This is a genomic window from Polynucleobacter asymbioticus QLW-P1DMWA-1 (assembly GCF_000016345.1).
Lineage (GTDB): Bacteria > Pseudomonadota > Gammaproteobacteria > Burkholderiales > Burkholderiaceae > Polynucleobacter > Polynucleobacter asymbioticus.
Genome location: NC_009379.1, coordinates 698,545 through 715,752, shown reverse-complemented (window position 1 = coordinate 715,752; position 17,208 = coordinate 698,545). Strand labels below are relative to the sequence as shown.

Annotated in this window: 22 protein-coding genes and 1 other RNA gene; 9 read left to right on the top strand and 14 right to left on the bottom strand. The window is 45.6% G+C overall.

Annotated features, from left to right (window positions below):
* Positions 1–12 precede the first annotated feature (12 nt).
* Positions 13–1,626: an NAD(P)/FAD-dependent oxidoreductase gene (locus tag PNUC_RS03750; protein WP_011902560.1), complete on the bottom strand. Its 1,614-nt coding sequence runs from the start codon at positions 1,624–1,626 to the stop codon at positions 13–15.
* Positions 1,627–1,726: 100 nt separating this feature from the next.
* Between PNUC_RS03750 and PNUC_RS03745 the strand changes: the two genes are divergently transcribed.
* Together PNUC_RS03745 and PNUC_RS03740 are read left to right on the top strand one after the other, a co-directional pair.
* The gene (locus PNUC_RS03745) at positions 1,727–2,275 is read left to right on the top strand and encodes a YaeQ family protein (RefSeq protein WP_011902559.1); all 549 of its coding nucleotides are present in this window, start codon (positions 1,727–1,729) and stop codon (positions 2,273–2,275) included.
* Positions 2,276–2,286: 11 nt separating this feature from the next.
* On the top strand, positions 2,287–2,703 hold the full coding sequence (locus tag PNUC_RS03740) for a putative toxin-antitoxin system toxin component, PIN family (protein WP_011902558.1): 417 nt from the start codon (positions 2,287–2,289) through the stop codon (positions 2,701–2,703).
* Here PNUC_RS03740 and PNUC_RS03735 read toward each other — a convergent pair.
* Positions 2,700–3,707, bottom strand: a complete 1,008-nt coding sequence (locus PNUC_RS03735) for an LLM class flavin-dependent oxidoreductase (RefSeq protein ID WP_011902557.1) — start codon at positions 3,705–3,707, stop codon at positions 2,700–2,702. The genes PNUC_RS03740 and PNUC_RS03735 overlap by 4 nt on opposite strands.
* Before the next feature lie 29 nt (positions 3,708–3,736).
* Between PNUC_RS03735 and PNUC_RS03730 the strand changes: the two genes are divergently transcribed.
* From PNUC_RS03730 to PNUC_RS03720, 3 genes are read left to right on the top strand one after another with little or no spacing between them, the layout of a single operon-like run.
* Positions 3,737–3,958, top strand: coding sequence for a hypothetical protein (locus PNUC_RS03730; protein ID WP_048812078.1), 222 nt, complete (start codon positions 3,737–3,739; stop codon positions 3,956–3,958).
* The gene (locus PNUC_RS03725; protein WP_011902556.1) at positions 3,955–4,167 is read left to right on the top strand and encodes a SlyX family protein; all 213 of its coding nucleotides are present in this window, start codon (positions 3,955–3,957) and stop codon (positions 4,165–4,167) included. Before PNUC_RS03730 ends, PNUC_RS03725 begins: the two co-directional genes overlap by 4 nt.
* Positions 4,168–4,225: 58 nt before the next feature.
* On the top strand, positions 4,226–4,576 hold the full coding sequence (locus tag PNUC_RS03720; RefSeq protein WP_048812077.1) for a phage holin family protein: 351 nt from the start codon (positions 4,226–4,228) through the stop codon (positions 4,574–4,576).
* Positions 4,577–4,605: 29 nt separating this feature from the next.
* Here the strand turns inward: PNUC_RS03720 and PNUC_RS03715 are convergent, their stop codons facing one another.
* Positions 4,606–6,435 (bottom strand): AsmA family protein, encoded by a 1,830-nt coding sequence (locus PNUC_RS03715; protein WP_011902554.1) that lies wholly within the window; start codon positions 6,433–6,435, stop codon positions 4,606–4,608.
* 108 nt (positions 6,436–6,543) lie between these two features.
* Here PNUC_RS03715 and PNUC_RS03710 point away from each other — a divergent pair, with 108 nt between their 5' ends.
* A complete protein-coding gene (locus PNUC_RS03710; RefSeq protein ID WP_011902553.1) occupies positions 6,544–6,891 on the top strand; it encodes a zinc ribbon domain-containing protein YjdM in 348 nt (115 codons plus the stop codon).
* Positions 6,892–6,895: 4 nt separating this feature from the next.
* Here PNUC_RS03710 and PNUC_RS03705 read toward each other — a convergent pair whose 3' ends face one another.
* Positions 6,896–7,114, bottom strand: a complete 219-nt coding sequence (locus PNUC_RS03705) for a YdcH family protein (RefSeq protein ID WP_011902552.1) — start codon at positions 7,112–7,114, stop codon at positions 6,896–6,898.
* Positions 7,115–7,337: 223 nt separating this feature from the next.
* Here PNUC_RS03705 and PNUC_RS03700 point away from each other — a divergent pair, with 223 nt between their 5' ends.
* Positions 7,338–8,117 carry a hypothetical protein gene (locus PNUC_RS03700; RefSeq protein WP_011902551.1) on the top strand — a complete coding sequence of 260 codons (780 nt, stop codon included), beginning with the start codon at positions 7,338–7,340 and terminating at the stop codon, positions 8,115–8,117.
* 23 nt (positions 8,118–8,140) lie between these two features.
* Here PNUC_RS03700 and PNUC_RS03695 read toward each other — a convergent pair whose 3' ends face one another.
* The 9 genes from PNUC_RS03695 to dnaX all read right to left on the bottom strand — a co-directional run bounded on the left by PNUC_RS03695 (position 8,141) and on the right by dnaX (position 15,605).
* A complete protein-coding gene (locus tag PNUC_RS03695) occupies positions 8,141–8,404 on the bottom strand; it encodes a hypothetical protein (protein ID WP_011902550.1) in 264 nt (87 codons plus the stop codon).
* Positions 8,405–8,443: 39 nt separating this feature from the next.
* Positions 8,444–9,022 carry a protein-methionine-sulfoxide reductase heme-binding subunit MsrQ gene (locus tag PNUC_RS03690; RefSeq protein ID WP_011902549.1) on the bottom strand — a complete coding sequence of 193 codons (579 nt, stop codon included), beginning with the start codon at positions 9,020–9,022 and terminating at the stop codon, positions 8,444–8,446.
* Positions 9,023–9,175: 153 nt separating this feature from the next.
* Positions 9,176–9,307 carry a hypothetical protein gene (locus PNUC_RS11155; RefSeq protein ID WP_256205754.1) on the bottom strand — a complete coding sequence of 44 codons (132 nt, stop codon included), beginning with the start codon at positions 9,305–9,307 and terminating at the stop codon, positions 9,176–9,178.
* Positions 9,308–9,348: 41 nt separating this feature from the next.
* Positions 9,349–10,674 (bottom strand): Y-family DNA polymerase, encoded by a 1,326-nt coding sequence (locus tag PNUC_RS03685; RefSeq protein ID WP_048812226.1) that lies wholly within the window; start codon positions 10,672–10,674, stop codon positions 9,349–9,351.
* A gap of 1 nt (position 10,675) precedes the next feature.
* Positions 10,676–11,167 carry a LexA family protein gene (locus PNUC_RS03680; protein WP_011902547.1) on the bottom strand — a complete coding sequence of 164 codons (492 nt, stop codon included), beginning with the start codon at positions 11,165–11,167 and terminating at the stop codon, positions 10,676–10,678.
* Between the two features lie 136 nt (positions 11,168–11,303).
* A complete protein-coding gene (locus tag PNUC_RS03675) occupies positions 11,304–12,719 on the bottom strand; it encodes a carbohydrate porin (protein WP_011902546.1) in 1,416 nt (471 codons plus the stop codon).
* 222 nt (positions 12,720–12,941) lie between these two features.
* Positions 12,942–13,556, bottom strand: coding sequence for a recombination mediator RecR (recR, locus tag PNUC_RS03670; protein WP_011902545.1), 615 nt, complete (start codon positions 13,554–13,556; stop codon positions 12,942–12,944).
* Complete coding sequence (locus PNUC_RS03665) at positions 13,556–13,879, bottom strand: YbaB/EbfC family nucleoid-associated protein (protein ID WP_011902544.1); 324 nt, start codon at positions 13,877–13,879, stop codon at positions 13,556–13,558. The genes recR and PNUC_RS03665 overlap by 1 nt, the downstream gene beginning before the upstream one ends.
* Positions 13,880–13,943: 64 nt before the next feature.
* A complete protein-coding gene (gene dnaX / locus PNUC_RS03660) occupies positions 13,944–15,605 on the bottom strand; it encodes a DNA polymerase III subunit gamma/tau (protein ID WP_011902543.1) in 1,662 nt (553 codons plus the stop codon).
* A gap of 32 nt (positions 15,606–15,637) precedes the next feature.
* Here dnaX and ffs point away from each other — a divergent pair.
* Positions 15,638–15,736, top strand: an RNA gene (ffs, locus tag PNUC_RS10855) — signal recognition particle sRNA small type.
* A 294-nt stretch (positions 15,737–16,030) separates the two neighbouring features.
* On the top strand, positions 16,031–16,687 hold the full coding sequence (locus PNUC_RS03650) for a putative quorum-sensing-regulated virulence factor (protein WP_011902542.1): 657 nt from the start codon (positions 16,031–16,033) through the stop codon (positions 16,685–16,687).
* On the opposite strand, the gene PNUC_RS03645 is transcribed toward PNUC_RS03650, so the two are convergent.
* Entirely contained in the window at positions 16,676–17,182 is a 507-nt protein-coding gene (locus tag PNUC_RS03645) for a hypothetical protein (RefSeq protein WP_011902541.1), read from the bottom strand. The genes PNUC_RS03650 and PNUC_RS03645 overlap by 12 nt on opposite strands.
* Between the last annotated feature and the right edge of the window lie 26 nt (positions 17,183–17,208).

Sequence of the window (17,208 nt, the reverse complement as noted above, 5' to 3'; positions counted from 1 at the left end):
TCTAGGTCGAGGCTACTGGGATAAACAATCTAAAGCAAGCGCTTCAGCTACTTTAATCCCATCAACTCCTGCGGACAAGATTCCGCCAGCATAGCCAGCACCTTCGCCTGCTGGATATAAGCCCTTGATATTAAGACTTTGAAAATTCGGGCCACGGGTAATACGTAGAGGCGAAGAGGTTCTCGTCTCTATACCAGTAAGTACAGCATCCTTCATCGAAAAGCCCTTAATTTGCTTTTCAAAGACGGGTAGCGCCTCCCGAATGGCCTCAATCGCATAAGGCGGTAAGGCCTCCGCTAGATCGGTTAAATGAACACCCGGTTTATAAGAAGGTATTACCGTTCCAAACTCAGTGGAGGCTTTGCCCTCCAAAAAATCACCGACTAATTGTCCGGGCGCTTCATAGTTAGACCCGCCCAATACAAAAGCCTTGGATTCTAGCGCTCGCTGAAATTCAATCCCAGCAAGCGGTCCGCCAGGAAAGTCTTCTGGAGTAATCCCCACGACTATGCCCGCATTAGCATTGCGCTCATTACGCGAATATTGACTCATGCCATTCGTAACCACTCGATTGGGTTCAGATGCGGCAGCGACCACAGTTCCGCCAGGACACATACAAAAGCTATACACAGCGCGGCCATTTTTGGCATGATGAACTAGCTTGTAATCAGCTGCACCAATCAATTCATTGCCTGCATGTGGACCAAGACGGGCTTTATCAATCAAGGATTGGGGATGCTCGATCCTAAATCCCACTGAGAATGGCTTGGCTTCCATATAAACACCGTCTCTATGCAAAGCCTCAAACGTATCTCGAGCACTATGGCCCAAAGCAAGTACAACATGATTTGCCGGCAGATCTGCATGGCCTTCAATCTTGACGCCCACGATATGATCATTTTGGATATCAAAGCCAACTACTTTTTGTGAAAAACGAATTTCACCGCCAAGGTTAATAATTTCTTGGCGCATTTTTTCTACTACGCCGACTAAACGAAAAGTACCGATATGGGGCTTAGCCACATAGCGAATTTCTTCCGGAGCACCTGCTTTTATGAACTCATGAATTACCTTGCGTCCATAAAACTTGGGGTCCTTAATCTGGCTATAGAGCTTTCCATCCGAGAATGTCCCTGCACCACCTTCACCAAACTGCACATTCGATTCAGGATTGAGAATGTTTTTACGCCATAAACCCCAGGTATCTTGGGTACGCTCTCTTACTGGTTTGCCGCGTTCGAGAACAATGGGCTTGAAACCCATCTGAGCTAAAACGAGGGCTGCAAAAATGCCGCATGGTCCAAAACCAATCACCACTGGGCGAAGTGCATTTCCTTGGACAATCGATTCAGGGGCTTTAGCAACAAAGTGATAGCTTGTATCAGGAGATGGCCTTATATGGACATCATTCGTGAACCTCTTTAAGAGTGCCTCTTCATCTTTGACTGAGAGGTCAATCGTATAAATAAATGCAAGGGAAACATTTTTACGGGCATCGTAGCTGCGCTTATATACCTCAAAAGAAACTAAATCCTTTGTGGTTAAATCAAGGCGCTTCAAAATCGCTGCCCCCAACTCTTCTGGGGCATGATTAATCGGCAAACGCAGTTCAGTAATACGGATCATGGGGTTCTACGATATACGGTAATTTGAAGCTCTTTAGACAAATAATACTGGTTATGGGCCATATCACCCCGACTTATGGTCATAAAGGCGATAATGCGTGATGGCTCTACGCGCAACTATTCACAAAGCCGACCTTCATGTCGCTGATTCTGACCGTCATTACTATGGCAGTCATTCCCTCACTATAGCTAAGCATCCTTCAGAAACTGAAGAGCGGATGATGATCCGCATCATCACTTTTGCATTACAGGCCAATGAAGATCTGACCTTTACTAAGGGTCTGAGTGATACCGATGAGCCCGACTTATGGATCAAGGACCTCACCGATGCCATTAAGCTCTGGATAGAGATAGGTCAACCAGATGAGCGTCGAATTCTAAAAGCCTGTGGACGTGCTGATCAAGTTATTGTGTATTGCTACGGTGGGCAGACTAGCAAAATCTGGTGGGATGGCATCGCCAATAAACTTACTCGCGCTCGCAATCTGCAGGTTATTGCTATTCCCTCAGCACAAGCCGCAGAACTTAATAGTCTAGTTGAACGCAGCATGGTCCTACATGTCAACGTGCAAGATGGTGAAGCCTACGTCTCTTCCGATAAAGGACAAGTCACCATTACCCCTGAAATATGGCGCAGCAATCAAGAGTAGCTGTAATTTAGATGATTACTGTTGTCTTCGATACCAATGTTTTACTAGATCTGTTTGTTTTTAATGACTTTAGAGCTCTGCACCTTAAGCAGGCGTTAATTGAAAAAAGAATAGATGCTGTAGCTAGCCCTCAAACCCTGGAAGAATTTGTAGACGTCATTGCTAGACCCCTCTTTTGTCTTGATAAATCCAATCAAAATCTCATTTGGGAACAATGGCACACTTTAAGTAGAGTCCTGAACGATTCAGAGTTAATGAGTGCCCCCTGGCAATGTCAGGATCCAGATGATCAAATCTTTTTGGATTTAGCCTTCACCGTGAAACCTTGCGTATTAATGAGCAAGGACAATGAGGTCTTGAAATTAGCTAATAGAGCGGCAAAAGAGAATATTCAAATCACCTCGAATTACAACGCACTGTCTATTTAAGCGTTAGATAAGCTTCTAGCCGCTTCAGCTGCAATCTCAAAAGATCTCAAGCGAGCCTGATGATCAAATATTTGCCCAGTGAATAGGATTTCATTTGCACCGGTTTTATCAAGCCAATGGCGCATTTGGTTCCGCACCGCTTCCAAGGAACCGACTAAAGAGCATTGCAAGGTATGGTCAGCTGCTGCTTTTTCATGGGGCTCACAAAATTTATTAATATCTGCAATGGGTGGCGGTAATTGTCCGCGGGTATTGCGCCGCATGCGAATGACATTCTGCTGCAATGTAGTAAATAAATGCTGCGCCTCTTCATCAGTATCTGCAGCTACAACATTCACTACAAATGCAGAATATGGTGAAGCTAATTGCGCTGAAGGCTTAAATAGCTCGCGATAAATTGACATCGCCTCCAATAATTGTTCTGGAGCAAAATGTGATGCAAATGCATAAGGTAAACCAAAGTGTGCTGCCAACTGCGCCCCATACAAGCTTGAACCCAAAATCCAAAGCGGAACATAGGTATTAGCGCCCGGGATAGCCTTCACAGACTGCCCCTCTTGTATAGGTCCAAAATAATGCTGTAACTCCCGAACATCTTGCGGAAAGCGATCGTCACTCCCAAGTAAATCACGACGTAAAGCACGCGCTGTCATTTGATCAGTTCCAGGCGCCCTGCCGATGCCCAATTCAATGCGCCCCGGATAAATTGACTCTAAAGTGCCAAATTGCTCTGCAATGACTAGAGGAGCATGATTTGGCAACATGACCCCGCCAGACCCCAGTTTGATGCTGGAGGTACCCGCTGCTAAATAACCCAATAAGACCGCAGTTGCCGAACTGGCATTACCGGTCATATTGTGGTGCTCTGCCACCCAATAGCGCGTGTAGCCCCATTTTTCTGCGTGCTGCGCAACATCCAAAGAGTTTCTTAGGGCATCACCGGCAGTAAATCCCTGCGGTATAGGAGATATATCTAGAATGGAGTATGGGATGGGATTTGCCATCACCAAATAATACCTAGAAAGCAATATTCATGAGCAAACCCAAGATGGCTGACCCCGACGAGGGACTTTTTAAGCCAGGATGCAAGTTACGCCACAAGAAAACAGGTGGATTTTATAAAGTGCTGTTACTAGCAAATGTAGAGGCCACCCTAGAGCCTGCTTATGTGTATGAATCCATGCAATCCCATGATTTTTGGATCAGGCCACAAGCAGAAATGGAAGATGGACGTTTTGAAGTGGTAAGTTTATGAGCATGAACACACCTGAAGAGCGCATTACTAATTTAGAAATTAAGCTCAGCTTTACTGAAGATCTGATTGAGAAACTCAATGAGACTGTCTACAAACAGCAGCAGCAAATAGAATTTCTTTATCGCGAGCTTAAAGCCGTTAAAGAGCAAGCTGGTAGCGGTGGCTCTGGTGGCGGAAGCGCAATAGACGATATTCCTCCCCATTATTAATGGGCTGATACCATATCAACTGTAGACTTAAATCTGACTGAACTTTGCAAAGGAAAAAATCATGAGCAACTTAACGCTATTTCTTGTCCAGTGGGGCTTGACCTCTTTATCCCTTTGGGTTGCCAGCTACATATTTAGTGGCTTGCGTTTTGCTGACGGCGGATCACTTCTCATTGCTGCGCTTGTCTTAGGTTTTGCTAATGCTATCGTGAAACCGTTGCTAGTACTATTCACACTACCGTTGACTGTTGTCACCATGGGCTTATTTCTTTTGGTGATCAATGCTTTGGTACTGATGTTGGTATCTGCTTTGGTCAGTGGATTTACTATCTCCAGCTTCTGGACTGCATTCTTTGCAAGCATCTTTATTTCACTATTCAGCCTCTTTGTCAGCGGATTAGTTTTTTAAGAAATACCGGGCTCTATCTCACTCAGAGTTTAGTTGGAGCCCGGATAAATATCAGGCCAAGAATGTAACGCGGCCTTACAAGGCTGCGGCCTGTTAGTAAGAGATCGAGCGTTCTCAGCCAAAATAGTAGCGCCCCCCGTCAAAATACCTAGCCCAATCGATACTGCGCTATTGACTACCCCAGCCTTATTCACGCCAGCCTGAGGATTCATTAAAGTACCCCCCAGCTTCACTAGGCCTGCCAGGTCTACCCCGGTAGTAAGACCTGATTTTTCCGTTGGATTGATAAGCACATTTAACGCCTCATTACTCAAATTAACCGTACCAGATAACACAATATCTAAACGATCCGTCACCATTCCGATAGAGTTATTCATCGTCACCAAACCATTACTTACTGGCAAATAAGCCACCGCACATTCCAAGGTTGTTTGATCAGTACTTTTACGCATGGGGTTTACTGCATTGAGAACGGTAATAACCAGATCTCCGGTGCTATCCAAAAACTTGGAATCTAATTGACTGCTTCCTACTGAAATTTGAACGGCGCCATTTGCTCGGCTGGCCAGCTGATGGGCGCTTAAACCACTACCACGCAGATTAAATGCGATTTGAGTATCACCTCCCGCCACTTTGGTTCCAGGGCGCACAGCAGAGCTGATTTGTTCAAGCGTAAAGCCTTTCATAAGACCTTTAGCGGCAACCGATGGAGAAGGCCCAGAAAACTGTGACACTGCTAGCTGAATCTGAGCGCTACCCTTACCTATCTCAAAACTAAAATCATTAGCACTCAATTGATCGCCATTAAATATCAAATCCCCTTTGAAATTGTCCAATGGCGCAAAACCAGAAATTTTCAACTGGCCAATATTAAAAGCGACCTTGCCACTGGCCACTGGCAGTAAGTGAAAAGGCAAATCCTCCTCACTAAAGAAATATCCTCCTTTGCCCTCAGACCTAGTTGAAGAGGCGACAGATGAGACGCCTTTAGCGCTTCCCATCTGAGCCGCTGAAGCGCCTGCAATGAGTGGGATGAAATCAAAAGATTTTGAGCTTAATTGAACATCAAATTTAGCTAAAGCTTTGGGCTTCTTATCTACAGAACCTTGAATCAGCATCGTTTTGCCATTCAAAGTTAACGTGAAGTCTAAATCTGCCTTAACCGGCTTGTCATCCCATGCATTGAACATCGAGCGAAGGTTACCTGTTTTTCCCTTAAGGGCAAACTGATACCCCGAGTAATCCGCCTGAGCATCAAACTCAGACTTACCCTCTCGCCCTTCATATATCAGCTTGGGAATAGAAATGGATTTAGTGGGCGCACCCCAAGCTTTGTAAGTCACTCTTGCATCAGTGACGTGGATGCTTGAAATTTGGTCTGGGAGAGACTGCTCTGAACTAGATGCAGATGGATTGATTGCAGAGTTTGCAGCGGCTGTAAATGGTGCAGCAGGCAAGGTTAAATCCCAGTTTTCTTGTCCCGCCTTATTCGTCTGCAGATATAGATTTAAGCCCGCAATATTAATAGTGCTAATTTCTACTTGCTTTTTAAATAGAGGTAGCAACTTAATTTCAAATTCAAGATGTTTCACAACCAACATATTGGGATCGGTATTGCTAGCCCAAGTGGCATTGCTTAGTGAAACTTGGTCGGCAGTAACAGCAACCGATGGGAACACTTTTAAGCTTACCGGTCCTGAAATAGTCAAATTTCGTCCAGTGGCATCTTTCACTGAAGAAATGATGAGTTGCGATAAGTGCGCGGGGTTGATCAGAGATGAGGCATACCACGCTCCAGCACCAACTACGCTTAAGAAGATGGCTAACCCTAGCAGGATGATTTTGACTAGTTTATTCATAATGAACCTATTCTATATGCCCCACTGTGATTGCAGGGGTCTAGACTAAAATAGCCTTTTAGAGTCCTTTCAACCCCTTTTTCACATGAGCCAAAGCTACCTAATTCCATGAGTACAAGTGATAACTTACCGAAGTGCCCTGTCTGCCAAGAAGATATGACTTATCCAGATGGCGAGAACTTTGTATGCGCTCAGTGTGGTCATGAATGGCCTATGGCAGCGGTAACCGAAGAAGCAGAGGCTGGATTGATCGTGAAAGATGCTAATGGCAATCTATTGGCAGATGGTGATACCGTCACCTTAATTAAGGACCTCAAGGTGAAGGGCTCCTCTACTACGCTCAAAGTGGGCACCAAGATCAAGGGTATCCGCCTTGTCCCCGGGGATCACGAGGTGGACTGCAAGACTGAAGCAGGCAATATGTTGCTGAAGGCCTGCTTCTTAAAGAAGGCTTAAGCCACTAGCTAGCGCTAGCCTTTTTCAACACTGCATATATCTGATCCTTCAAAAGCAGTTTTTCCTTCTTCAAGATCTCTATTTGCTCGGGAGTGGCTGACTCCTTATGGTCCTCCATGCGCAGAATCTTGGCATCTAGATCATTGTGCTTATCAAATAAGTGAGAAAAATGACGGTCTGAAGTTTTTAATTTGCTAATCAATTCGCGATATTCAGGAAACATAGATTCTCTCGATTTCAGTACTCAGGTTGAAGAAAACTGCATGGTTTTAGTTTATCAACCTAGCCAATGAAGAACAATATGTCAGTTAATTTATTTATTTTGGTCGTGCCCTTGTAATCTAAAGGGCAATCCCCATATGAAGCTGGTAATTAATGCAAGCAATTTGCAGTAATATCAATAAGTGCTGATGCACATTAACTACCAAAAAGAAGGGTAATAAACCATGGCTACAAAGAAATCTCCAGCAAAAAAGAAAGTAGCTACCAAGGTGGTAAAAAAAGCCCCTGCTAAAAAAGCCGTTAAAAAGACTGTTGCTAAAAAAGTAGTTGCAAAGAAACCAGTAGCAAAAAAACCGGCGGCTAAAAAGGCTGTTAAAAAAGCTCCAGCGAAATCTTCAGACAAATCGCCGAAAGTCGATCAATATGGCTTAGAGCAAGATGATGAGTTTCACGGTCTCTATTTCGCTAAATCTACTAAAAAAGGTTTAGTTGAAGTGAAGCCCTGCACCTTCTCTCTGATGTACTGGTGGAAAGGTTTGCTCGGCTATCCTGACATGATTGAAATCTCCAAAGGAAGCAATACTGCTATGTTGCAGTTTGAATCTACTTTTGGTGGCGGCGATTCTGGCGAAACAGAATTGACTGAAAAAGATGTGCTTGATATCGATCACATTATTGAAGTAGACGAAGAAGAGATGTTGATTTCTCTCTACTCTTATGTGCCTATCCCAGTTCCAGAGAAATTGATTGGTGCATTAGGTCTTGCGATTCTCAATATCAACCCGGAAACCCGCTACGGCAGCCTTGAGCTCTGCTCCACCGACAATGAAGAAGGTGAAACTGAGCATTTCTTGCGTTACCGAGTGGCCACTTATTTGCGCGGCATTAAATCAGGCAAAGTAGAAGCAATTGAGAGCATGGTTACCAATGGCTCTGAATTCTTTGGTCTTGCTTTAGATGCGATGTGCGTTAATAAATCCATCAAGAAATGGTTGCTTAGCTAAGTCTTACTAAGCACCCAGACAATTTATCTACACAAGTAGATATACGTCATAGGAAAGCGGTCGTTGACAGTTTTACGACTATCCAAAATCGTTACAGTCCGCTTTCCTAGCTTCTTGCATTCAGCAAGAGCCATAGCCTGAGCTTCCTCTTCTTTAGCATCCTTTGGTGCATGCACCCCAATGGTTCCATCGGATTGTTGATACACCCCAAATTGACTTTGAGGTGTTGAGCATGCCATCAATAACAAGCCGGCGGAGAGTAACAAGCTATAGAGGGTGATTTTCATGACGTGATTGATGAGAGGTCTTGATAAGGCATTTTAGCCTTAGAGACGCTTTCTAAAGAAAGGGATACGAAAGCATAAGAGGAAGATGATTACTGCAGCGTAAATAGCCACAGTATCAATGTCGTTCTTACCTGCCTTATGCCACCAATAATGCAGTATCACCAAAACAGCAATGGCATATATTGTTTTATGCAAGGCACTCCATTTTCGACCCAAGGCACGCTGCGCCCAATGACTTGAGGTCATTGCTAGCGGCGTCATTAATACTAGAGCAGCAAACCCCATCGTAATAAAGGGCCTCTTCAATACATCCTTGAGCATGGCCCCCAAATCGAAGTTTTGGTCCAGCCACAACCAGATTGAAAAGTGCAAGACTGCATAAAAGAATGTAAAGAGGCCAAACATGCCGCGCAACTTAATCCAGGTCGGCCACTTAGTTAGCAGCCTTAAAGGCGTCATTGCAAGGGTAATGCACAGGAACACGAGTGCCCAAGTCCCCGTTGAACGCGTAATGAACTCTACTGGGTTGGCGCCAAGACCGTCATTTACCCCTAGCCAAATGAGGCGAGCAAGAGGCCCAAGTGAGAGCAGGAATAATCCTGTTTTTAAATACCGCATAGGCCGATATTAAACGACTTCCGCCTTTTAGCTACTCCACTCTGATCTATTCATTTTTACTGAAGTCAAAAAGAGCAAGGGAATAAGGAATCCGTGATTTCCTTATTCCCCCTCTGGCCTACTGCTGAATTTTTTAGTGCTTACTTACTGTGCTTACTGATATTTTCGGCTAAACATTGACTTGCTTTCGCTCTCGCTACGCTTCGTATTTTTTAATACTGCGCAATAAGACAAAATCATGATGACTGCTAAAGAAATTCCGTTGAAGTTGTTTAATAAGTCCATTTTTTTCTCCTTTTTTACTATTCAATAACTACTTAATTGGTTTACCTAGCAACTGGTAACTCATCCCAACGCGTGGTGTAGTTGGGTGACCTGTTACCTGATCGCATTTGCCACTCTTGCTTCGTGCCCATAGCGGCAGATCTGATCGCCGCATTACCAAAGCGACTGTTGATTTCATCTACCGCCTTCATCAGATGTGCAGACTTGCCTTTGGTCTCAATATCTTCAAACAGAGATTGCTGCGCAGTAGGCTTATCGCTAATGAGGTTGAGGATGACGCCAGCCTTCTTGTAACGAAAGCCACTTTGATAAATTTGTTTTAAGCCTTTGAGGGCAGCATTCGTTAAGGTCAGCGTGTTATCACTTGGATCCGAAAGCGGAATAGTGATGCTTTGGTGGTGCTGTGGCTCGTTTTGCTTAAAGGGGTTGGTTTGAATAAATACAGTGAGCGCACCCGTAGTGCCATTTTGGCTTCTCAGCTTTTCTGCAGCACGGGCAGCATGCATCGCTACGGATTCAGCCAGCTCTTCTAGCTTGGTGACTAGTTTGCCAAAACTACGGGAAGCAATAATCTGTTGTTTAGCCGGGGCCACCTCTTCCAGCTTGAGGCAAGACACTCCGCGCAGTTCATAACAAAGGCGCTCCATCACTACGCCATACTGTTGGCGCATTGCCTGAGGCGATGCCTGCAAGAGATCAAATACGCTGTGGATATTCTGCGCTTTGAGTTTTTTGGCCAGCTGTCTACCAATTCCCCATACTTCTGCAACAGAGGTTTCGCTCATCCACTGATAAAACTCTTCCTTTGGCATCGCATTGACATCACACACGCCAGCGAACTGCTGGTGTTTCTTGGCTAAGTGATTAGCAAATTTAGCAAGCGTCTTGCTAGCACCAATACCTACGCAAACAGGCAAGCCAGTGGTATCTCTTACTTTCTCCTTCATGCTGCGCCCAAGCTCAACAGTGTCTTGATATTGCTTTAAGACAGTCTCAATTTGCAGAAAACTCTCATCGATGCTGTAGACCTCAAGATTGGGCGTGAATGCACGCAATACCTCAACTACACGGGAGCTCATATCGCCATATAAGGTGTAGTTCGAAGAGTAGGCCTGAATCCCGTGCTTCTTAGCAAGTTCTTGCATCTGAAACCAAGGAGTGCCTGTCTTGATCCCCAAAGCCTTGACTTCGGCGCTACGCGCTACCGCACAACCATCGTTATTCGAGAGCACTACCATTGGCACGTCTTCCAGCTTTGGCTGAAAAACACGCTCGCAAGAAACATAGAAGTTATTCACGTCCACGAGCGCAAAAAGTGGGCTGCTGGAGTTGCTTGGGCTAAGTGATGGGTTATGTGAATGAGTCATCTCATTTTCCATTTCTAGAGCTGGCATTACTGTACTTGCGCACTACCCCTACCACCACGCCCCAAATTTGTAGCTCACTACCTTCGTTAAAGGTAATAGGCTCAAAGTGAGGGTTTTCTGGTTGCAACTCAATCCGACCACGCAATTGATAAAGGCGTTTAATGGTGTATTCACTATCTACTACCGCCACAACGATGTCCTTGTGTTTTGGCTTGAGGGCTTTATCAACCACGACCTTGTCGCCATCGCAAATACCGGCACCCAACATAGAATCCCCTTTCACGGTAAACATGAAAGTGGCTGGCTTGTTTTGCACCAGGTAATGATTCAAATCTAGGCCATCCTCAGCGTAATCCGCTGCTGGACTAGGAAACCCTGCTGAGATCCGATGACTTAAGAGCTTGAGCTCATAGGCGGCAAAATGACCCGCCAAGGCCTGAGGAGCTTGGCTAAGAGTTACTTTTGCGATGTGTGTTGCTGATGTCATAGTCATTAATATACTGTATGTTTATACAGTATATGTAAAAACCGCAAAAATGAGGCTTTTTTTGTTGCTTTTGAGCTATCTGCCTAAAATTTAGGCAATAAAAAACCACCCACAGGTGGTCTTTTGTGGAATGAGTGCCTCATCAAAATTCGGCATGAACTCTAAAAGACACAACATTTACAGGGCCGCGAGCTGCATTGTAGGCAGGGTTCATGATGTGCTGGTAGTTGAGGCCCAAGAGGACATTTTCAATCACCAAAGCGTTGTAGTACACCTCACTAATTTGTTCAGGCTTATAACTAATAGACTGACTTGGACCTGCGTAAGGATAAGGGGTGTCACCAATGAAATTGGAAATTCCCCCTGCTTGTAAATAGGCTCTTCGATTAGATGAAATGCCATTGAGCATCGCAGATAGGCCTATCGTATCTTTGGCCCTACCCCAGCGCTCACCATTAATCCCCATGCCAACAGATAAAGAGCTGTCGGCTTCTGCAAAAGCCATTGTTTCAGTATGCCCATCGGATGTAAATGCCCGCATATAAATTCCCATGTCTTTTGTCAAAGCTTGTTCAGCATTTAAACCAATACCGGTTTTGACTTGAGCGCTGTTGCGTACATTAAGAATGGCTTGTGTACCCTGCGCTTGATTGGCAATCAAGTAATTCGTGGCGTCCGTGAAGCGCGCCATCACCATTCGATTGCGATATCCCAGTACGCTGACCTTGCCAGGCAAATCACCAATAGAGTGTTGACGTTCAACCTCTAACTGATCACCGTAAGAATTAAAAATTTGCCAGTTCAGATCGCGCCCGTTTGGGTCTTTTGGAGCTAGCATGCGTGAGGCCCTAAAGACCCAATTATCGCGATACCACTCACCCGCCAAGCCCCAGCTATAGCCGCGCGCATCGGCTGCGTAGTCATAAGATAGGTAAGTCATATTGCCCCAGTTCATAAATTGCACTCGGGGATCTTTGGCATATTTACTATCGTCAAAAATATCTAAGGTGGAAAACTGTCCTGCAGTAATCACAAAACGATTGCTACTGACTGTTTGACTAATCTGGTTGGCATCATTTTCCAACTCAACCTTACCACCCTCTTGGTTAATCGTTTGACGCAAGAATGCGCGAGCAGAATAAAAATGGGCTTGTGCACCTTGTGCGCGAGTTGCCTCGCCATTGGTAGGGCCACCTAAACCTGTCAATCCAGAAAAAGGCACCCCAGAAACTACTTCAGGATTGAAATAAATATCGGTATCAGAGGCGACACGTGCACCAAAAAATAGCGTCCCCGACCAGGTATAACTCATCGACTTATCGGGTAGCAAACTGTTTTGCCCCTGATAAGGAGAATTGAATGCGTTATAGCGCTGATTGATGTAGGTTGTCTGACCGTGCAGGTTTACCGGCAAATCAAATATGGTGCCTTCAGTTGGAAGACCTTCAATGGGCCGTGCAAAACTCTCAACCTGGTCAGCACCAGACCCCGCCCTCTGCGCGTACACAGAGGCAGTCAAAAAGCTCAGCAGGAAAATGAGCAGTAATTTGCGGGTCATTCACAATTTCTGATTGGGCTACCTATCCAGAGGAAGGCGGCAGATTGAAGGAAACATCGGGTAACTCACAGCCCGGAATTGAAGCCCGAGGGTGGTACAGCCCAAATTATCACCAAAAAGAGGCAATTTACCTAGTATTTATGTCGTGGGAATGACAGAGGGCTGCGGCTAGGCCGCTCTCATGTGCCCTGAAAACAACTCCGGAGCTCCACGCAAAAGTGCCTAGCGTCGATCCATTAAGGCGCGAGCAAGTGTACCCGCATCAACATACTCCAACTCGCCGCCCACTGGAATGCCTCTAGCGATGCGAGTTACTTTGATGCCCTTCGCTTTCAGTACTTCGCCAATGTAATGGGCAGTAGCCTCGCCTTCGCTAGTGAAGTTGGTCGCTAAGACCACCTCCCGAATGGGAACTCCAGTATCAGGATTTTCAATACGCGTGAGCAAACGATCAAAATGAATTTCATTCGGACCCATACCATCGAGTGGCGAGATGCGACCCATCAATACAAAATAGTTGCCTTTAAAGCTCAGTGTTTGCTCGACCATCACTTGGTCTGCTGGTGTTTCCACAATACAGAGCAAAGAAGGATCCCGCCGCCCATCGGCACAAGTGCTACAGATTTGAGTTTCTGAAAAAGTATTGCAACGGGCGCAATGCCCTACTGTATCTACGGCCTCACCCAATGATTGCGCTAAGACTGCGGCACCATTGCGATCATGCTGCAATAAATAAAATGCCATGCGTTGCGCAGACTTGGGGCCTACGCCAGGCAATACGCGCAATGCCTCGATCAAACGACCAAGAGCATCTTGAGGTGCTTCAACACGCGCCATTAGAACGGCAGCTTAAATCCAGGGGGCATTGGCATGCCAGCGGTAGCACCAGACATTAATTGGGTGCTAGCAGCTTCCACCTGCTTAAAGGCTTCTGTATAGGCGGTCACAATCAGGTCTTCTAACATCTCACGATCATCCATTGCGCCTGGATCAATCTGTACGCGCTTGAGCTCATACTTGCCAGAGATAGCCACTTTCACTAAGCCACCAGCTGCTTGCCCATTAACCTCCAACGCAGCCAATTCGGCTTGCGCGGTTTTCATCTTTTCTTGCATCTGCTGAGCCTGTTTCATGAGGCCAGCAAGTCCACCTTTCATCATCGCGTCTTTTCCTTAAATACGAAGAACTAAATTAATTATCTTTATCTCAATACACGCACAAAGTTTAAAGCGGCTTTACTGAGCCGCCGACTACTTTGGCGCCAAACTCTTTTTCTAATTGCTGAATAAATGGATCAGCTGCAATCATTTGTTCAGCATTCATTCTTTTTTCCTGATGTATCTGAGCATCTACTTTGGCAACAGTCTTACCTTCAACCTCACCCTTCTCAATGACAATCTTGACGGGCTTACCAAAGTGCGCAGTCAGCGCATCCGCCAAACGACCAACGGATGCCTCCGAAGCCAACTGAGGCATTGGTGTGACTATCGTGGCACGTACACCAGTCGCAGAATCATTCCACTCTTGTAACTCTGTCTGAAATGCTAGTTGCTGAACTAAGCCACGCACAGGCAATTGGCGCATCAATGCATGCCAATCAGGACGCCCAGCTGAGCTTGCTACCGCAGTTGGAGCTGCAGCGGCAGGTACAGATACTGGAGCTGCTGTTGGAGCGGATACTCTAGCAGCAGGTGCTGGAGTAGCGGCTCTAGGGGCGGATGCTGCCGGACGAGGAGTGCTTACGGGCGGAGCTGATGGCGCCGGAGAAGAATTACCTCCTCCACCAATGCCTGGACGAAACGCTAGCATCCGCAAGAGCGTCATGGCAAAGCCAGTTTGCTCATCTGGTGCGAGCGATAAATCAGGACGACTCGTAATCGTAATTTGATAGAAGAGTTGCGCCTCTTCTTTTGTGAGCTGCGTAGCCAGGCGACGAATCTCACTTGCCTCTGGCCAATCTTCTAATACAGATTCTGGAACAACTTGTGCTGCTGCAATCTTTTGCAACAAGCTAGACAGGTCTTGCAAAGCCAATGAGAAAGACATACTGCGCTCACCCATCTCGTTTGCAACAGACAATAGACTTGCACCGTCTTTAGCAATCAAGCAATCCAAAATGCGGATGAGGTAAGCATCGTCCAATGTACCGAGCATACCGCGCACAGACTCTTCGCTCACCTTACCAGCAGCATAGGCAATGGCTTGATCAGTCAGTGATAAGGCATCACGCATAGAGCCTTGGGCAGCTTTAGCTAAGACACGCAAAGCATTAACTTCATACTCCACTTTTTCTGCGGCAAGTACTTTTTCTAAATGCTCCACGATGAGCGGTACAGGCATTTGCTTGAGATTGAACTGCAAGCAGCGTGACAGAATAGTCACCGGGATCTTTTGTGGATCAGTGGTGGCTAGAATAAATTTGACGTGCTCTGGAGGTTCTTCCAAAGTTTTGAGCATGGCATTAAAGGCATGATTGGTGAGCATGTGCACCTCGTCAATCATGTAAACCTTATAACGACCATTACTTGGTGCGTAAGCAGCTTTTTCTAAAAGAGCGGCAATATCATCAACCCCACGATTACTGGCGGCATCCATCTCAATGTAATCAACAAAGCGGCCTGCATCAATTTCCATACAAGCTGGGCATTTACCGCAAGGCTCTGAAGTCATCTTGCCAGAGCCATCAGCTCCAGTGCAATTGAGGGCTTTGGCCATAATGCGGGCAATCGTGGTCTTACCGACCCCACGGGTGCCCGTAAACAGCCAGGCATGGTGCAGGCGGCCCTGATCCAAGGCATGCGTTAAGGCCTTGACCACGTGGTCTTGACCGACTAATTCAGAGAATGTTTTGGGGCGCCACGAGCGGGCTAATGCCAATGCTGTCATGTCTTACATTCTAACAAGCTAAAATGGAATTGGATGGGCCTCCCCGCATGGTGGGTTGGATAACCTGGTCAGGTCGGGAACGAAGCAGCCAAACCCAATTTCTGCCAGTGCCGGGGGCTTGGCTCATCCACCCTTCCCTCTCAAAAACCAGTGATTTAGAAGACTTTCAAAATCCTGAGAATTCCCCAGATCATCCAAATAATTGCCAAAATCAAGACTGTCCTTGAGTCCATTACCACTCTAAATAGACTTAACCTTCCGTGAGTACATTCAATAGATACTTGCAAGTTAAATCCTCCTTTAATTACAAAGAATCAGCGTAGAGCCTAGATAATCAAATTGATAGGGGCTGAAGTTGATTTATTGGTAGGAATGCTTACCCGAGGCACAATAGCTTTATTGAACAGATCATTTAAAAAGTACATATGTCCCAAGCCATTATTTTCGATGTAGAAGCCACTGATAAAAACAATGCCGTCATCATCGAAGCTGCGTCATTAGATGTGACCTCACTCAAACCATTTGAAGTGGGTAACCCTTGGGTACAACGCTATAACCCTGGCAAGCCAATCAGCTTAGGTGCTTTAGCTACCCACCACATCCTAGATGAAGAGTTAGTGAATTGCCCTGCTAGTAGTTCATTTCGATTGCCGGCTGGAACAAAATATCTGATTGGTCACAATATTGATTTTGATTGGGTTGCCATTGGCAGCCCTGAAGTAAAGCGTATCTGTACCTTAGCATTGGCACGCAGCCTTTGGCCCGATTTAGATAGCCATACTCAAAGTGCGCTGTTGTATTACTTTGAAAGAGATACTGCTCGAGACCAACTGCGGAACGCCCATAGCGCTTTAGCAGATGTGTGGGTCTGCTCTAAGATTGTTGCTCAAATTATCAATCAATTGCATCCAATCTCCTTAGATGCTTTATGGGAAATGTCTGAAAAGGCCAGAATTCCAACAGTCATGCCTTATGGAAAACATAAAGGTGAGTTGATCAGCCAAGTGCCAACAGACTACAAGCAGTGGCTACTACGCCAAGACAATGTGTCTGGATATCTTCGCAAAGCTTTAGGTGGTTGAATTGCTATTTGCTTCTCGACTTTGACGAACTCTCGCCAATTCTTGCAGCATAGAATACAGGCCCGCCCCTGATATAGAGGCAGAAAATAGGCCGGTAAACCCAACAACAAAAGGGAGTCCTCGCAAATCCGGGGGCAGCTGGTAAGAGCCGAAGCCGAGTGTCGTATACATCTCGCCAGAAAAATAAAATGCCATCAACGGATCCGGAAACACTTTCATGCAATCCATCACATAAGAAAAATATAGAAGATCCATCAAATGGGTCAGCATGATGATAAGCATCGTCAAGGTATAAACCAGATAGCTAACTCTTACTCTCCAGGCTTCTGCGGATTTGTTTATAAAAGACGAATATCTATGGGTAAGAAATAGAATGGTGAAGCCATGCAAGGCAAATATCAGAATAGCCGTAACTATAAAAACATCAATTCTCTCGCCAAAAATATGGTCCGCATAAAAAGCCAACAATGGTATGGGGTTTTGAAAATTGATCATAGCAATAATAAGTATATGGAAAAAAC

Excerpts from the sequence above, each read along its gene's own strand:
- PNUC_RS03750 (WP_011902560.1), bottom strand. The coding sequence starts at position 1,626 with ATGATCCGTATTACTGAACTGCGTTTGCCGATTAATCATGCCCCAGAA.
- PNUC_RS03745 (WP_011902559.1), top strand. The coding sequence starts at position 1,727 with ATGGCTCTACGCGCAACTATTCACAAAGCCGACCTTCATGTCGCTGAT.
- PNUC_RS03740 (WP_011902558.1), top strand. The coding sequence starts at position 2,287 with ATGATTACTGTTGTCTTCGATACCAATGTTTTACTAGATCTGTTTGTT.
- PNUC_RS03735 (WP_011902557.1), bottom strand. The coding sequence starts at position 3,707 with ATGGCAAATCCCATCCCATACTCCATTCTAGATATATCTCCTATACCG.
- PNUC_RS03730 (WP_048812078.1), top strand. The coding sequence starts at position 3,737 with ATGAGCAAACCCAAGATGGCTGACCCCGACGAGGGACTTTTTAAGCCA.
- PNUC_RS03725 (WP_011902556.1), top strand. The coding sequence starts at position 3,955 with ATGAGCATGAACACACCTGAAGAGCGCATTACTAATTTAGAAATTAAG.
- PNUC_RS03715 (WP_011902554.1), bottom strand. The coding sequence starts at position 6,435 with ATGAATAAACTAGTCAAAATCATCCTGCTAGGGTTAGCCATCTTCTTA.
- PNUC_RS03710 (WP_011902553.1), top strand. The coding sequence starts at position 6,544 with ATGAGTACAAGTGATAACTTACCGAAGTGCCCTGTCTGCCAAGAAGAT.
- PNUC_RS03705 (WP_011902552.1), bottom strand. The coding sequence starts at position 7,114 with ATGTTTCCTGAATATCGCGAATTGATTAGCAAATTAAAAACTTCAGAC.
- PNUC_RS03700 (WP_011902551.1), top strand. The coding sequence starts at position 7,338 with ATGGCTACAAAGAAATCTCCAGCAAAAAAGAAAGTAGCTACCAAGGTG.
- PNUC_RS03695 (WP_011902550.1), bottom strand. The coding sequence starts at position 8,404 with ATGAAAATCACCCTCTATAGCTTGTTACTCTCCGCCGGCTTGTTATTG.
- PNUC_RS03690 (WP_011902549.1), bottom strand. The coding sequence starts at position 9,022 with ATGCGGTATTTAAAAACAGGATTATTCCTGCTCTCACTTGGGCCTCTT.
- PNUC_RS11155 (WP_256205754.1), bottom strand. The coding sequence starts at position 9,307 with ATGGACTTATTAAACAACTTCAACGGAATTTCTTTAGCAGTCATCATG.
- PNUC_RS03685 (WP_048812226.1), bottom strand. The coding sequence starts at position 10,674 with ATGACTCATTCACATAACCCATCACTTAGCCCAAGCAACTCCAGCAGC.
- PNUC_RS03680 (WP_011902547.1), bottom strand. The coding sequence starts at position 11,167 with ATGACTATGACATCAGCAACACACATCGCAAAAGTAACTCTTAGCCAA.
- PNUC_RS03675 (WP_011902546.1), bottom strand. The coding sequence starts at position 12,719 with ATGACCCGCAAATTACTGCTCATTTTCCTGCTGAGCTTTTTGACTGCC.
- recR (WP_011902545.1), bottom strand. The coding sequence starts at position 13,556 with ATGGCGCGTGTTGAAGCACCTCAAGATGCTCTTGGTCGTTTGATCGAG.
- PNUC_RS03665 (WP_011902544.1), bottom strand. The coding sequence starts at position 13,879 with ATGATGAAAGGTGGACTTGCTGGCCTCATGAAACAGGCTCAGCAGATG.
- dnaX (WP_011902543.1), bottom strand. The coding sequence starts at position 15,605 with ATGACAGCATTGGCATTAGCCCGCTCGTGGCGCCCCAAAACATTCTCT.
- PNUC_RS03650 (WP_011902542.1), top strand. The coding sequence starts at position 16,031 with ATGTCCCAAGCCATTATTTTCGATGTAGAAGCCACTGATAAAAACAAT.
- PNUC_RS03645 (WP_011902541.1), bottom strand. The coding sequence starts at position 17,182 with ATGATCAATTTTCAAAACCCCATACCATTGTTGGCTTTTTATGCGGAC.